This window comes from Streptomyces agglomeratus (assembly GCF_001746415.1).
GTDB classification, from domain to species: Bacteria; Actinomycetota; Actinomycetes; order Streptomycetales; family Streptomycetaceae; genus Streptomyces; species Streptomyces agglomeratus.
On record NZ_MEHJ01000001.1, the window covers coordinates 3,845,787 to 3,860,645 of the forward strand.

Annotated in this window: 13 protein-coding genes and 1 tRNA gene; 7 read left to right on the top strand and 7 right to left on the bottom strand. The window is 69.2% G+C overall.

What is annotated here, in order from left to right:
* Positions 1 to 18: 18 nt before the first annotated feature.
* Together grpE and dnaK are read right to left on the bottom strand one after the other, a co-directional pair.
* Entirely contained in the window at positions 19 to 696 is a 678-nt protein-coding gene (gene grpE / locus AS594_RS16610) for a nucleotide exchange factor GrpE (RefSeq protein WP_069927793.1), read from the bottom strand.
* Positions 693 to 2,549, bottom strand: a complete 1,857-nt coding sequence (gene dnaK, locus AS594_RS16615; RefSeq protein WP_069927794.1) for a molecular chaperone DnaK — start codon at positions 2,547 to 2,549, stop codon at positions 693 to 695. Before dnaK ends, grpE begins: the two co-directional genes overlap by 4 nt.
* 180 nt (positions 2,550 to 2,729) lie before the next feature.
* Between dnaK and AS594_RS16620 the strand changes: the two genes are divergently transcribed.
* The 5 genes from AS594_RS16620 (at position 2,730) to AS594_RS16640 (ending at position 9,602) form a co-directional block, all read left to right on the top strand.
* Positions 2,730 to 3,230, top strand: a complete 501-nt coding sequence (locus AS594_RS16620) for a sugar transferase (RefSeq protein ID WP_069932749.1) — start codon at positions 2,730 to 2,732, stop codon at positions 3,228 to 3,230.
* Between the two features lie 167 nt (positions 3,231 to 3,397).
* Positions 3,398 to 5,665: a (Fe-S)-binding protein gene (locus AS594_RS16625; RefSeq protein ID WP_069932748.1), complete on the top strand. Its 2,268-nt coding sequence runs from the start codon at positions 3,398 to 3,400 to the stop codon at positions 5,663 to 5,665.
* A 129-nt stretch (positions 5,666 to 5,794) separates the two neighbouring features.
* Entirely contained in the window at positions 5,795 to 6,943 is a 1,149-nt protein-coding gene (locus AS594_RS16630; RefSeq protein WP_069932747.1) for an FG-GAP repeat domain-containing protein, read from the top strand.
* 144 nt (positions 6,944 to 7,087) lie between these two features.
* Positions 7,088 to 8,539 carry an FG-GAP and VCBS repeat-containing protein gene (locus AS594_RS16635; RefSeq protein ID WP_069932746.1) on the top strand — a complete coding sequence of 484 codons (1,452 nt, stop codon included), beginning with the start codon at positions 7,088 to 7,090 and terminating at the stop codon, positions 8,537 to 8,539.
* A gap of 118 nt (positions 8,540 to 8,657) precedes the next feature.
* Positions 8,658 to 9,602 carry a Yip1 family protein gene (locus tag AS594_RS16640; RefSeq protein WP_069932745.1) on the top strand — a complete coding sequence of 315 codons (945 nt, stop codon included), beginning with the start codon at positions 8,658 to 8,660 and terminating at the stop codon, positions 9,600 to 9,602.
* A gap of 71 nt (positions 9,603 to 9,673) precedes the next feature.
* On the opposite strand, the gene AS594_RS16645 is transcribed toward AS594_RS16640, so the two are convergent.
* The 3 genes from AS594_RS16645 to AS594_RS44685 form a co-directional block, all read right to left on the bottom strand.
* Positions 9,674 to 10,171, bottom strand: coding sequence for a phosphoribosyltransferase (locus AS594_RS16645; protein WP_069927800.1), 498 nt, complete (start codon positions 10,169 to 10,171; stop codon positions 9,674 to 9,676).
* A gap of 22 nt (positions 10,172 to 10,193) precedes the next feature.
* Positions 10,194 to 10,769, bottom strand: a complete 576-nt coding sequence (dcd, locus tag AS594_RS16650; RefSeq protein ID WP_069927801.1) for a dCTP deaminase — start codon at positions 10,767 to 10,769, stop codon at positions 10,194 to 10,196.
* Between the two features lie 104 nt (positions 10,770 to 10,873).
* Positions 10,874 to 11,047 carry a hypothetical protein gene (locus AS594_RS44685; RefSeq protein ID WP_167368023.1) on the bottom strand — a complete coding sequence of 58 codons (174 nt, stop codon included), beginning with the start codon at positions 11,045 to 11,047 and terminating at the stop codon, positions 10,874 to 10,876.
* A 187-nt stretch (positions 11,048 to 11,234) separates the two neighbouring features.
* On the opposite strand from AS594_RS44685, the gene AS594_RS16655 reads away from it, so the two are divergent.
* A tRNA-Gly gene (locus AS594_RS16655) sits at positions 11,235 to 11,308 on the top strand.
* A gap of 282 nt (positions 11,309 to 11,590) precedes the next feature.
* On the top strand, positions 11,591 to 13,636 hold the full coding sequence (locus tag AS594_RS16660) for a PA14 domain-containing protein (RefSeq protein WP_069932732.1): 2,046 nt from the start codon (positions 11,591 to 11,593) through the stop codon (positions 13,634 to 13,636).
* Between the two features lie 154 nt (positions 13,637 to 13,790).
* Here AS594_RS16660 and AS594_RS16665 read toward each other — a convergent pair whose 3' ends face one another.
* Together AS594_RS16665 and AS594_RS16670 are read right to left on the bottom strand one after the other, a co-directional pair.
* A complete protein-coding gene (locus AS594_RS16665) occupies positions 13,791 to 14,189 on the bottom strand; it encodes a VOC family protein (RefSeq protein WP_069932731.1) in 399 nt (132 codons plus the stop codon).
* 205 nt (positions 14,190 to 14,394) lie between these two features.
* Complete coding sequence (locus tag AS594_RS16670; RefSeq protein WP_069932730.1) at positions 14,395 to 14,817, bottom strand: hypothetical protein; 423 nt, start codon at positions 14,815 to 14,817, stop codon at positions 14,395 to 14,397.
* Positions 14,818 to 14,859 lie beyond the last annotated feature (42 nt).

A 14,859-nucleotide genomic window follows, 5' to 3' on the forward strand; every position in this document is an offset into this window, starting at 1 on the left:
GTACTGCTCCTGGTCACGTCAGCCCTCGTCCGGGCCACCGCTCTCCTCGTCCGGAGCCTTGGCCTCGGGCTCGTCCGCCTTGGCGGACGTGGCACCGGGCTGGGGCTCGGCCACCGCGACCCGCGCGGGACGGATGGTCCGCTCGCCGATCCGGTATCCGGGCTGGAGGATCGCGACGCACGTGGTCTCGTCGACATCCGGCGCGTACGAGTGCATCAGCGCCTCGTGGATCGTCGGGTCGAAGGGCTCGCCCTCCTTGCCGAACTGCTGCAAGCCCATCTTGGCGGCGACCGTCTCCAGCGATTCGGCCACCGACTTGAACCCGCCCACCAGCTCGCCGTGCTCACGCGCGCGACCGATGTCGTCGAGGGTCGGGAGGAGTTCGGTCAGCAGGTTCGCGACGGCGATCTCCTTGACCGTGACCCGGTCCCGCTCCACGCGGCGACGGTAGTTCTGGTACTCAGCCTGCAACCGCTGGAGGTCCGCGGTGCGCTCGTTGAGCGCCATGCGTACCTGGTCCAGCTGCGCGGTCAGAGCTACGTCCTGTACGTCCCCGGCCGGGGCCGCCGGGCCCGACTCCTCGACGGAGTCGGTCCCTGCCTTTTCGGGCGCGGCGGCCTGCGGTTCGGCGTCTTCGGGAGTGGCGCCGGAAGGGACGTCGGGCTTCTCCTCGAAGCCCGGAGTCTCCTCCGTCATGCGGCGCCTCCCTGCCGGCCGGCGTCCTTCTCGTCGTCGACGATCTCGGCGTCGACGACGTCGTCGTCCGCCTTGGCCTGCTCGGCGCCGGGAGCGTCGCCGCCCGCGGCCTGGGCGCCCTCGGCGTTGGCGTACATGGCCTGGCCGAGCTTCTGGGAGACGGCCGCGACCTTCTCCGTCGCCGTGCGGATCTCGGCCGTGTCCTCACCCGCGAGCTTTTCCTTCAGCTCGGTGATGGCGGTCTCGACCTCGGTCTTCACGTCACCCGGGACCTTGTCCTCGTTGTCCTTGAGGAACTTCTCCGTCTGGTAGACGAGCTGCTCGGCCTGGTTGCGGGTCTCGGCGGCCTCGCGGCGCTTGTGGTCCTCGTCCGCGTACTTCTCGGCCTCTTCGCGCATCCGGTTGACCTCGTCCTTCGGCAGCGAGGAGCCACCGGTGACGGTCATCTTCTGCTCCTTGCCCGTGCCGAGGTCCTTCGCGGCGACGTGCATGATGCCGTTGGCGTCGATGTCGAAGGCGACCTCGATCTGCGGGACACCGCGCGGGGCCGGCGGCAGACCGGTCAGCTCGAACATGCCGAGCTTCTTGTTGTACGCCGCGATCTCGCGCTCGCCCTGGTAGACCTGGATCTGCACGGACGGCTGGTTGTCCTCAGCCGTCGTGAAGATCTCGGAGCGCTTGGTCGGGATCGTGGTGTTGCGCTCGATGAGCTTCGTCATGATGCCGCCCTTGGTCTCGATACCGAGAGACAGGGGCGTGACGTCGAGGAGCAGGACGTCCTTGACCTCACCCTTGAGGACACCGGCCTGGAGCGAGGCGCCGATGGCGACGACCTCGTCCGGGTTCACACCCTTGTTGGCGTCCTGGCCGCCCGTGAGCTCCTTGACGAGCTCGGCGACGGCCGGCATACGGGTCGAGCCACCGACGAGAACGACGTGGTCGATCTCGGAGAGCTGGATGCCCGCGTCCTTGATGACGTTGTGGAACGGCGTCTTGCAGCGGTCCAGGAGGTCGGCGGTCAGCTGCTGGAACTGCGAGCGCGTGAGCTTCTCGTCCAGGTGCAGCGGGCCCTCGGCCGACGCCGTGATGTACGGCAGGTTGATCGAGGTCTCGGTGGAGGAGGACAGCTCGATCTTGGCCTTCTCGGCCGCCTCGCGCAGACGCTGGAGCGCCATCTTGTCCTTGGAGAGGTCCACACCGTGGCCGGAGTGGAACTGCTTCACCAGGTAGTCGACGACGCGCTGGTCCCAGTCGTCACCACCGAGGTGGTTGTCACCGTTGGTGGCCTTCACCTCGACGACGCCGTCACCGATCTCCAGCAGCGACACGTCGAAGGTGCCGCCGCCGAGGTCGAAGACGAGGATGGTCTGGTCGTCCTTGTCGAGGCCGTACGCCAGGGCGGCGGCGGTCGGCTCGTTGACGATGCGCAGGACGTTGAGGCCCGCGATCTCGCCGGCCTCCTTCGTCGCCTGACGCTCGGAGTCGTTGAAGTACGCGGGGACGGTGATGACCGCGTCGGCCACCTTCTCACCCAGGTACGCCTCGGCGTCGCGCTTCAGCTTCTGCAGGATGAAGGCGCTCATCTGCTGCGGGTTGAACTTCTTGCCGTCGAGCTCGATGTTCCAGTCGGTGCCCATGTGGCGCTTGACCGACCGGATCGTCCTGTCGACGTTGGTGACTGCCTGGCGCTTGGCAACCTCGCCTACCAGCACTTCACCGTTCTTCGCGAAAGCGACGACGGACGGCGTGGTCCTGGCGCCTTCGGCGTTGGTGATGACGGTGGGCTCGCCGCCCTCCAGAACGCTGACGACGGAGTTAGTGGTGCCCAGGTCGATGCCGACCGCACGTGCCATTTCGATTCCTCCAGCTGACTTGAGTGGAACAGACTCAAGGATGCATGACGGATCCACCCGCGTCAACAGACCTGAGTCGAGGGGACGCAACTCTTATGCGGCCCTTTTGGGCATGGGCACGGCACGCCAGCGTCCAGCGGACCACCGTATACGGACTAAAGGCATGAAAAGGTACGCTCCATGCTCGCGAAGCGCATCTTCGACCTGGCGGTCACGTCCGCCCTGCTGCCGCTCACCGCCCCGCTCCTGCTCCTCACCGCCCTGGCCGCGGCCGTAACGTCGCCGGGCCCGGTATTCACGGGGACGACCCGGGCCGGGCTGCACGGCCGCCCCTTCCGCATGGTGACGGTCCGCACCGACCCCCGCACCCCCGTCGGCCGGCTGCTGCGCCGGACGCGTCTGGACGTACTGCCGCGGCTGATCCACGTCCTGCGCGGCGAGATGTCCCTGGTCGGGCCGTGCCCGCTGCCTCCGGGCCATCCGTCGGCGACTCGGGCGAGACTGGTGGTGCGGCCGGGCATCACCGGGCTGTGGCAGGTCGGCGGGCGCTCGGAGCTGCCGTGGGAGGAGATGGACGTACTGGATACGCACTACATCGAGCAGCACTGGCTGGGGCTCGACCTGGCCATCCTGGCCCGCACCGTGCCCGCGGCCCTCGCCGCCGGGGGACCGCGGGGCTGAGGGAAGCCTTACGCGACACAGATCACCGCCGACGCAACTACAGTGCGGCGGCATAAATGGGTACGCTCAGCACGGACTGAATAAGTTACCGCTTAGTAATCCCGTCCCACCGCTGCTCAGCCGTCCCCCAGAATTTCTCACCCTCGCAGGCCCGAGGAGCCCCCAAAATGCAACTCGCCGCGATCATCGTGTCGCTGGTCCTGACCGTGGTCGGCGTTGCGCTCATCGCCCGAGCCGTCGCGCAGATCTACCGGTTCGTCAAGCTGGGCCAGCCCGTCCCCGCGGGCAGCCGCACAGGCAACCCGAAACAGCGCACGATCACCCTGGCCAAGGAATTCCTCGGCCACAGCCGGATGAACCGGTGGGGCATCGTCGGCGTCGCGCACTGGTTCGTCGCGATCGGCTTCCTGACGCTGCCGCCGACCCTCGCCCAGGCGTACGGCCAGCTCTTCCAGGCCGACTGGGTGCTGCCCGTCATCGGCGGCTTCCTGCCGTTCGAGATGTACATCGAGTTCATCGGTCTGATGACGGTGGTGGGCATCGTCGTCCTGATGGCGATCCGCCTGCTCAACCTGCCCTCGCGGGCCGGGCGCAAGTCGCGGTTCGCCGGCTCGAAGGCATGGCAGGCGTACTTCGTCGAGTACATCATCCTGACGATCGGCCTCGCGATCCTGGTGCTGCGCGGCCTCGAAGGCGCGATCCACCACGTGGACGGCTACGACGCCGCGTACTTCGTGTCGTACCCGCTCGTCCTCGCCTTCGACGGGCTGAGCGTCTCCACGCTCCAGACGCTGATCTACTTCACCGCGATGATCAAGATCGGCACCTCGCTGATCTGGATGATCACCGTCTCGCTGAACACCAACATGGGTGTCGCGTGGCACCGCTTCCTCGGCTTCCCGAACATCTGGTTCAAGCGCGAGGACGACGGCTCCACCGCCCTGGGCGCGCTCCAGCCGATGACGTCCGGCGGCAAGGAGATCGACTGGGAGGACCCGGCCGAGGACGCGGTGTTCGGCGTCAGCCAGGTCGAGCAGTTCAGCTGGAAGGGCATCCTCGACTTCTCCACGTGCACCGAGTGCGGTCGCTGCCAGTCGCAGTGCCCCGCCTGGAACACGGGCAAGCCGCTGTCCCCGAAGCTGCTGATCATGTCGCTGCGCGACCACGCCCACGCCAAGGCGCCGTACCTGCTCGCGGGCGGCGGCAAGACCATGGAGGGCGACGAGAAGGCCACCGAGGAGCAGCTGAAGGACGTTCCCGCGTCGGCTCTCGCGGAGGCCGAGCGTCCGCTGATCGGGACGCTGGAGGAGAACGGCGTCATCGACCCGGACGTCCTGTGGTCCTGCACCACGTGCGGCGCCTGCGTCGAGCAGTGCCCGGTCGACATCGAGCACATCGACCACATCGTCGACATGCGCCGCTACCAGGTGATGATCGAGTCCGCCTTCCCGTCGGAGGCCGGCACGATGCTCAAGAACCTGGAGAAGAAGGGCAACCCCTGGGGTCTCGCCAAGAAGCAGCGCGTCGAGTGGACGAAGGAAGTCGACTTCGAGGTCCCGATCGTCGGCAAGGACATCGAGGACCTGTCCGAGGTCGAGTACCTCTACTGGGTCGGCTGCGCCGGCGCCCTGGAGGACCGGGCGAAGAAGACCACGAGGGCCTTCGCGGAGCTGCTGCACATCGCGGGCGTCAAGTTCGCGATCATGGGCGGCGACGAGAAGTGCACCGGTGACTCCGCCCGCCGTCTGGGCAATGAGCCGCTGTTCCAGCAGCTCGGCCAGGAGAACGTCGCGATGCTGAACATGGCGTACGGCGAGGACGACGAGGACGAGTCGACGAAGAAGCCCAAGTCGGCCAAGAAGATCGTCGCCACCTGCCCGCACTGCTTCAACACCATCGCCAACGAGTACCCGCAGCTCGGCGGCGAGTTCGAGGTCATCCACCACACGCAGCTGCTCCAGCACCTCATCGACGAGGGCAAGCTGATCCCGGTGACCCCGGTCGAGGGCCTCATCACGTACCACGACCCGTGCTACCTGGGCCGCCACAACAAGGTCTACACGCCGCCGCGCGAGATCATGTCGGCCGTCCCGGGCCTGCGCCAGCAGGAGATGCACCGTCACAAGGAGCGCGGTTTCTGCTGCGGCGCCGGCGGCGCGCGCATGTGGATGGAGGAGCGCATCGGCAAGCGCATCAACACCGAGCGCGTCGACGAGGCCCTGTCCCTCAACCCGGACATCGTCTCCACCGCCTGCCCCTTCTGCCTCGTCATGCTCACCGACTCGGTGAACGGCAAGAAGAACGACGGCAAGGCGAAGGAATCGCTCCAGGTCGTGGACGTGGCCCAGTTGCTGCTGGACTCGGTGAAGACGCCGGCCGAGCCCGCGGGCGAGGCCGAGACCGAGGACGCTCCGGAACCGGAGCCGGTGAAGTAGCGCGTACGCGGTACCAGGAAGCGGCCGGATCTGCCTCGGGGGCAGGTCCGGCCGCTTTGTTGCGCACGGCTTGCAGTTCCGGGCGCATTTCGTACGCACGGCTTACCGCAGTGGTCAAAAACGAGCATCATGTGCCATCTGGAACCGGTGATACGGGTGGGGTGGGTCGTGCGAAGAAGGCTGGCCGGGGCAGCAGTGGGCTGCGCCGTATTACTGACGGGCTGCGGCGCCTCCGCCGACGGGGGCTCCCCGACACCGGGCGCCAAGGCGGACTCCTCGCCCACCGCGACGGTGAAGAAGGCCGCCGCGCCCGTACGCCCCGTACCGCACGGCAGGGGCAGCCGCGTCGCCGAGGACTTCAACGGCGACGGCCACCGCGACCTCGTGCTCAACGACCTGGTCAAGGGCCCCGAGGACCGCCTGGGCGACGACGCCGGCATCGGCATCGTGTACGGCTCCGAGCCCCCGCGGTCCCTCGACCCCTCCGTACGCCAGCTCCTCACGCCCGCCCGCAACGCGGCCCGCACCGAGGGCGTCCTCCCCGCGGCCTTCGACGCCGAGGCGGCCTGCGACCTCGACAAGGACGGTTTCGCCGACCTGGTGGTCACCACGGACCCGCCGTACAACGGCACCGGGGCACCGCCCGTACCGCTCCAGATCCTCTTCGGCTCCGCGAACGGCCTCACCGGCAAGGCGGTCAAGCTCCGCATCCCCGACGGCGCCCGGTTCGGCAGGGAATGGCCCGGCCACCCCGTCTGCGGCGACTTCGACGGCGACGGCAGCAACGACCTGGCGGTGACGGCGAGCGGCGGCCGCCTCAGCCACCTGCGCGGCCCCTTCACGCGCGCCGGAGCCCCGCGCGCCGCCGGGAGCGCCATCCCGAGCGCCGGACCCGTGCTCGCCTCCCCCGACCTCGCGCCCGACGTCAACGGCGACGGTTACGACGACCTGGTCTCCGCCACCCGCCCGCACGAGCCGGGGACGGCCGCACGGGCGACGCTGCTGCTCGGCGGTCCGGCGGGCCCCGGGCGGCCGGGCGGTGCGTACACCTTCAAGGCGGTGACGGCGCGGCCGGCCGCCCTCGCGGCCGGTGAGGAGACGTCCACGACGGCCGTCCTGCGGCACGCCGACTTCGACGGTGACAAGAAGCCGGACACGGTGGTGCGTACGCACCGGGGCGAGACGATGGACGCGATCACGCTGCATTCGTCCGATTCCGCCGCCGGTGGGAGAGCGCTCACCTTCTCCACCGAGGTTTTCTCCGCCCAGCAGCCCTGATCCGTACAACCCTTCGGGCCCACCGGCGGTCTCCTGTGCGCCGACCACCCGTGCCCCGGAGGACACCTCCCGGCACACGGGGTGATCGCACCCCACTGACCCGGACGCGCCCCCGCGTCCCGGCATGCCGCAGGAGAGCTCCGCATGCACAGAAGCCTTCGCACCACGCTCGCCACCGCCACCGCTGCCGCCCTCACCGGCGGCCTGCTCGTCGCCGGAGCCGGCGCGGCCGCCGCCGCGCCCACCGCCGGCCTCCAGGGCGACTTCAACCGCGACGGCTACCGCGACCTGGCGGTCTCCGCGGCCGGCGCCACCGTCAAGGGCCACAGCGGCGCGGGCGCCCTGACCGTCCTGTACGGCTCCCCGGCCGGCGCCGGCGCCCAGAAGACCCAGACGATCACCCAGGAGACCCCGGGCGTCCCGGGCACCGCCGAGAAGGGGGACGCCTTCGGCGGCCACACCGCCACCGCCGACTTCAACGGCGACGGCTACGCGGACCTCGCCATCGGCGCGCGCTTCGAGGACGTCGGCTCGGACGTCGACGGCGGCACGGTCACCGTCGTGTTCGGCAGCGCGACCGGCCTGACCGGTGGCGTGACCGTCGCGGACCCGACGAGCACCAAGCACGACCACTTCGGCTCGGTCATGGCCGCGGGCGACTTCAACGGGGACGGCAAGCCGGACCTGGCCGTCACCGCCGACAACAACAGGATCGACGTCTTCCGCGGCGGTATCAGCAAGTCCGGCACCACCGGCGGCCGTTACACCCTCACCACCCCGGTCCTCGCGGTCGAGGGCCACGACATCTTCAACGTCACCGCGGGCAACGTGAACAACGACGGCCGCACCGACCTGGTCGTCGACGGTTACGAGGGCGACGCCACCGGCGAGTGGTCGTACAACGCCAACTACTACCTGCCGGGCAGCTCCTCCGGCATCACCACGACCGGCGCCAGGAAGCTCCCGGCTGGCATCATCACCGACATCGGCGACACCAACGGCGACAGCTTCGGTGACATCGTCGTCGGCAACTCGTGGGACACCGACGGAGGCGTCGCGAAGGGCGGCGCGGTCCAGGTCGTCTACGGCACGGCGGGCGGCCCGACCGGGGGCAAGGACACCATCACCCAGGACAGCCCCGGCGTTCCGGGCAGCTCGGAGACCGGCGACGGGTTCGGCTGGGAGCTCTCCCTGGGCGACATCAACGGCGACGGCCTCCAGGACCTGGCCGTCGGCGCCGCCAACGAGGACATCGGCGGCGTGGCCGACACCGGCATGGTCACGGTCATGTACGGCACCCCGAGCGGCTTCTCCACCTCGGGCGCCCAGGCGATCGAGCAGGACACCCCCGGCGTCCCCGGCGCGAGCGAGAAGCTCGACGGCTTCGGCGGCGAGGTCTTCCTCTCCGACACGACCGGCGACGGCAAGGCGGACCTGACGGTCGGCGTGCCGTGGGAGAACGCGCAGGACGGTTACGTCGTGGCGTTCCGCTCCGACGGCACGAAGATCTCGACGGCGGGCAGGGGCATCGGGCTGACCGCCGCCGGCATCTCGACGGCGGGCACACCGCGGCTGGGCGCGAACATCTCCGGCTGACGAACCCGGCGACAACCCGTCAGGGACCCCCTAGGGGATGTCACAGCTCGGCCGCAAAGCCGGGCCTGTTGCGGCAGGCCCGGCATACGGCGCATCCGGACCAGGTACGTTCGATTACGTGGCTGGATTCAGGATCGGACGCGGCCGGGACAACCGCACCCCGCAACAACAACCGCAGCGGCAACAGCAGCAGCAACGGCAGCAACAGCCGTACGGGCAGCAGGCGTCATCGCCTCAGCCCCCGTACGGCCAGCAGCAGTGGCCGCAGGCACCGCAGTACGGCGGACAGCACGGCGAGCCCGAATACTTCGGCGACCCGGACCCACACGCGCACCAGGGCCAGTCCCGGGGCGGCTACGGAGGCGGGTCGGCCCCCGGGGGAGGCGGCCAGTACCCGCACGGCGACAACTCCCGCGGGAACCCCAACAACCCGGGTCACACCACGGCCTTCAGCATCGGCGAGGACCCGTACGGCGACGGCAGCACCTACCACGCCGGCAACACCGCCGCCCCGCCCGCGGGCCCGCGCCTGCACTGGAAGCAGCTGCTGAGCGGCATCGTGCTGCGCCCCGGCCCGACGTTCTGGCAGATGCGCGACTACCCGGTGTGGGGACCCGCCCTGGTCGTCACGTTCCTCTACGGGCTGCTCGCGATCTTCGGCTTCGACAAGGCGCGCGAAGAGGCCATCAACGCGACCCTGACGAGCGCCATCCCGTACGTCCTGACCACCGGCATCGCGGTGATCATCTGCGGCCTGATCCTGGGCGCGGTGACGCACACCCTGGCCCGCCAGCTCGGCGGTGACGGCTCCTGGCAGCCGACCGTCGGCCTCTCGATGCTGATCATGTCGATGACGGACGCCCCGCGCCTGGTCTTCGCGATGTTCCTGGGCGGCGAGAACGCGCTGGTCCAGGTGCTCGGCTGGGTGACCTGGCTGGGCGCGGCGGCCCTGTTCACCTCGATGGTGAGCAAGTCGCACGACCTGCCGTGGCAGAAGGCCCTCGGCGCGTCCGCGATCCAGCTGGTGGCGCTGCTGTCACTGATCAAGCTGGGCACCATCTGAGGAACGGCACGACGAACCGAAAAGGGCCCCGGCGCGACGACGCGCCGGGGCCTTCTCACATCACCGTGGGGCTACGCGTCCAGGACCTGCCCGGTGCGCCGCACGACGGGCTTCTGCACACTCCACGGGAAGTTGATCCACTCGTCGGTGCGCTTCCACACGTACTCGCACTTCACGAGCGAGTGGGACTTCTCGTAGACGACCGCGCTGCGGACCTCCGCCACATGATCGAGGCAGAAGTCGTGGACGAGCTTGAGCGTCTTGCCGGTGTCGGCGACGTCGTCCGTGATCAGCACCTTCTTGTTGCTGAAGTCGATCGCGTCCGGCACCGGCGCCAGCATGACCGGCATTTCGAGGGTCGTCCCGACCCCGGTGTAGAACTCGACGTTCACCAGGTGGATGTTCTTCACGTCGAGCGCGTACGCCAGGCCGCCGGCGACGAAGACCCCGCCGCGCGCGATGCTCAGCACGATGTCGGGCTCGTACCCGTCGTCGGCGATGCTCTGCGCGAGCTCGCGCACGGCGACGCCGAACCCCTCGTACGTCAGATTTTCCCGTACAGCACTCATACCCATGCACCCATACCCGGCATCACACCTGCGTCCGATGGAAATTGAGGAAGGACCGCGAGGCCGTCGGCCCGCGCTGCCCTTGGTAACGCGACCCGTACCGCTCGGAACCGTACGGGAACTCCGTGGGCGAGCTCAGCTGGAACATGCACAGCTGCCCGATCTTCATGCCCGGCCAGAGCTTGATCGGCAGGGTGGCCAGATTCGAGAGCTCAAGGGTGACGTGCCCGGAGAACCCGGGGTCGATGAACCCGGCGGTCGAATGGGTGACGAGCCCGAGCCGCCCGAGGGAGCTCTTGCCCTCCAGCCGCGACGCGAGGTTGTCCGGCAGCGTGATCTTCTCGTACGTCGAGGCCAGTACGAACTCACCGGGGTGCAGGATGAACGCCTCGTCCCCCTCCGGCTCGACCTCGCGCGTCAGGTCCGCCTGCTCCACGGCCGGGTCGATGTGGGGGTAGCGGTGGTTCTCGAACACCCGGAAGTAGCGGTCGAGCCGCACGTCGATGCTCGAGGGCTGCACCATGGATTCGTCGTACGGATCAATACGCACGCGTCCGGCGTCGATCTCGGCCCGGATGTCCTTGTCTGAGAGAAGCACGCCCCGAGGATACGCAGAGCGCGCGGGCCCGCCCCAATCGGACGACCCCGCGCGCCTCTCACTCCGTACCGCCGACCGGCCGCTCACCGGCCTCCGGCCGACCGCTAGCGCTGCTCCAGCACCACCGGCACGGCATGCCGAAGCCGTGCACAGCGCGGACAGCGGATGAGCCGGCCCGGCCCGATCCGGCCGGCGCCGAGCTGCTGCAACGGGAACGATGTGGTGCTGAACACGTGCCCCTCGGCACAGCGGACGACGGTGGGCTCCATCAAGTCCATCAAGTCCCTTCCCCAACAAAGCGTGGACGAGAAGGCCACATTAGGGGATGAACGGGACGCCACTCCAGGCGGCACTCCGCCCTCAAAGGTACGCCCACCCGACACCACGAAAACCCCCGCAGCGCACACCGGGGCGGGGACTGAGGTACACTGTGGGACGACGCGGAGCCAGCCAACGGCCCGCCGCGCGGGTGTAGTTTAATGGTAGAACATGAGCTTCCCAAGCTCAGAGCGCGAGTTCGATTCTCGTCACCCGCTCCACGCAAGAGCCCCAGGCCACGAGCCCGGGGCTTCTTTGTTGTCTGGACCAGCTCAGGCACGCCCTGCCAGATCCGTGCCGGACGCTTGATCATCGGTCGCCTTGCGCTGGGCCCGCCGGTAACCCCGCGGCCTGCGGCCACACCCGCTCTTACGACCTGCTGCGCGCCCGGCCCCTGAGCCGCCCGCAAGGTGACGTGCTGGGCTACAACCATGTGGGTTCTTCGCGAGTCTTGATCGGCGGCTGTCACATCCTGCCGTAAACGATCAAGACCGAAGGAACGCATGAACCGACCCAGAGGCACAACGGTCGCCACCGCCAGCGCCGTCGTGCTCGCCACCGCGGGCGGCCTGCTCAGTGCGGCCGCTCCCGCCTCCGCCGCCGTGACCTGCGCGTCGCCCGTCTTCAAGCGGACGTTCTACGCGAACACCGCCTTCTCGGGGACCCCCAAGGCCACGGACTGTGACTCCGCGATCGACGAGAACTGGGGCACCGGCGCTCCGCGCACCAGCGGCATGCCCGCCGACAACTTCGGTGTCCGCTGGGCCGTGACCCGCGACTTCGGCTCCGGCGGGCCCTTCACGTTCACTGCTTCCTCCCGCGACGGCATCCGCGTCTACCTCGACGGCGTCCGCAAGGTCGACCTGTGGAAGAACGTCTCCACCACCGTCTCCAAGACCGTCAACGTCACGATTCCGTCGGGCAAGCACAGCCTCCGCATCGACTTCGTCAACTGGACCGGCGCCGCCAACGTCAAGTTCGGCTACGCGCCCCGCACTTCGGCGACGGTCGACACGGTCAAGCCGCTCGTCCCGGCCGGGACCACCGTCACCTACAGCACGGCGGCCACGTCCACGAAGGTCAGCTGGGCCAAGAACGTGGAGATGGACCTCGCCGGGTACCGCGTGTACCGGCGGCTGAAGGGCGCCTCCTACCCCGCGACGCCGATCGCGACGACGACGTCCACCTCGTACACCGACACGGCCGTCCCGAAGGACGGCAACGTCTACTACTACGAGGTCCGCGCCTACGACAAGGCCGGCAACGCCTCCTCGGGCACCGCCGACCTCGGGGTCACCACCGTCGACCGCACCGCCCCCGCCGCCCCGAAAGGCGTCGAGGACAACTGGACCATGGAATACCCGGACGAGATCACCCTCTACTGGGACGGCAACACGGAGCCCGACCTCGCCGGCTACCGCGTGTACCGCTCGACGTCCTCAACGGTCGCCCTCACCGCCGAGAACCGGATGACCGGCGACACGTTGTCGTCCGGCGGCTACACCGGGCCCCTGCCGCAGACCGGCGACGTCTATTACTACGTCGTCACCGCCGTCGACACGCACGGCAACGAGTCGGTGGCCTCGCACAAGGCGATGTACTACACCCGCGACCTGACCGGCCCGGTCGACACCGCCCACAACGCGCGGGCCACGGAAAGCGAGGCGGGCGTCACGCTGACCTGGGACGCCTCGGAGCGGACCAGCGACGACTTCGCGGGCTACTCGGTCTTCCGCTCGCTCAAGCCGCGCGACGCCAAGGCCCCGCGTGAGGACGTCGGCAAGGGAGTGAAGGGCACCTCCTTCACCGACGCGGCCCCGCCGGCCGGCGCCACGTACTACTACTGGGTGGTCGCCGTGGACCACGCAGGAAACGGCGGCCCCGTGTCCAACGAGGTGGCCGTCAGCGTCGCCGGCAACACGACCGCGCCGGCCGCGCTCACCGGAGTGACCGCCGTCCCGAAGGAGAACGGCGTCACCCTCTCCTGGGACGCAAGCAAGGAGCCCGGCCTCGACCACTATCGCGTGCTGCGCGGCACCCTTGCGGATGGTCAGTGGACGTACGCGCCGGTGATCGACTCCTGGCACCTCAAGCCCTGGGAGATCACCGGGACGACGTTCCACGACGCCGTGCCCGCTGACGGGCAGAAGGTGCGCTACAGCGTCGTGGCCATCGACCAGTACGGCAACCAGCTCACCCCGGACACCGGCGCGACCGTCGCCGATGCCACCGAGCTGGACCTCCGCCCGACCGCGCCGGCCGCGACGGGCGCTCCGCTGGGCCACCTCGGCGCCGACCGCAGCGGCCGGCTGTCGTGGTGGCTGTCCGTGGAGGAGGACGGGAGCAAGGTCTCCGGCTACAAGATCCGCCGCTGGAACCCGCAGACGGAGTCGTTCGAGCTGATCGGAACAGAGCCCAACGGCAGCGGCGACATCAGCTGGTACGACACCAGCATGCCGACCGCCACCACGGTGTGCTACCGCGTCAGCGTCCTCTACACGGACGGCACCGAGTCCGGTGCGTCCGAGGCCGTCACCGTCAGCTACTGAGCGCAACGACGCGCCGACCATCTCCACCCGGTCGCCCGGGGCCAGAACCGTTGGGTTCCGGCCCCGGCGCGATTCCGTCCTGCTCGGCCGAGCGGCTGCTTCGGGAGGTGAGGCAAGGCGAGTCGAGGCGCTTCCGAGTCGAGTCGCTTCTGAATCAGCCCTGTTCGGGCGGGCAGAAGAACTCCAGAGCGATGTTGTCCGGATCCTTGAAGCTGAGATGGAGTCCGTACGGGTCCTCGACGATGCCGGAGTGCGACACTCCCTGCTCGTCGAGCCGGGCCTCCCAAGCCTCCAACTGGCCCCGGTCGGCGACATGGAACCCGCAGTGGTCGAGCCCGACGCGCGACGGGGCGAACACGTCCGCCTGGCTCGTCGCCTCGTGCTTGCGGAAGCCCAGGACGAACGACGGGGAGGCGTCGACCACGAATGGTCCGTATTCGTCCTCCACGTCGAGAACCGTCTGCGTGTCCAGCACCCGGTTGTAGAACTCCGCGCTGCGCTTCACGTCGCTCACGGTCAGGGTGATGTGCCCAATTCCGAGAACCTCGGGCATGTACGACACCTCCTCGTGGTGGTGCGCTGCCTCATCTCCGATGCTACGCCGCCCCACCCGTGCGCCGCCTGTCCTCCGCCGCCCGAGCCCCGCCGACCGAACTCCGGCGACCGAGCTCCGGCGCGGGCCGTCCCCCGCCGGTGATCACAACGCGAGGCGGGCGCCTGCACAAGGCCGGGGGTGCCGTGTCCCTCCGGACCGGCCTCTACGGGCGACCGCCGGGAGCCACGGCAGCCCATCGGCCGTTTCGTGTCGCGGAGGCGATCACCGCGGAAAGCACGGCGGTCACGACGAAGCTGCCCATCATGACCATCCCCACGCCGATCACGAAGAGGCCGCTGCCGTCGTCCGACCAGTCGTAGTACGCGGCGCCGGTCAGGCCGGCCGTACTGCCGAGGACAGCGCCGGCGATATAGCGCCGGGATGCTGCCCAGCACACCGGCGCCAGCAGCGTCAGCACCAGCCCGATCACCTGCCACGCCTCGTACGGGCCCGTCGTCGTCCCGTCGGGCTGCACGTCACGGTTCTGGTCCCAGCCCAGCCATGCAGCCCACAGCGCGAGCGTAACCACGGCCAGTACGACGATCGCCGACACCTGGGGAGCGAGCTTCAGAAGTCCCTGTCTCATGGCCCCAGCGTTCCTGCTCGGACCGTGACCGGCCAGGGGACA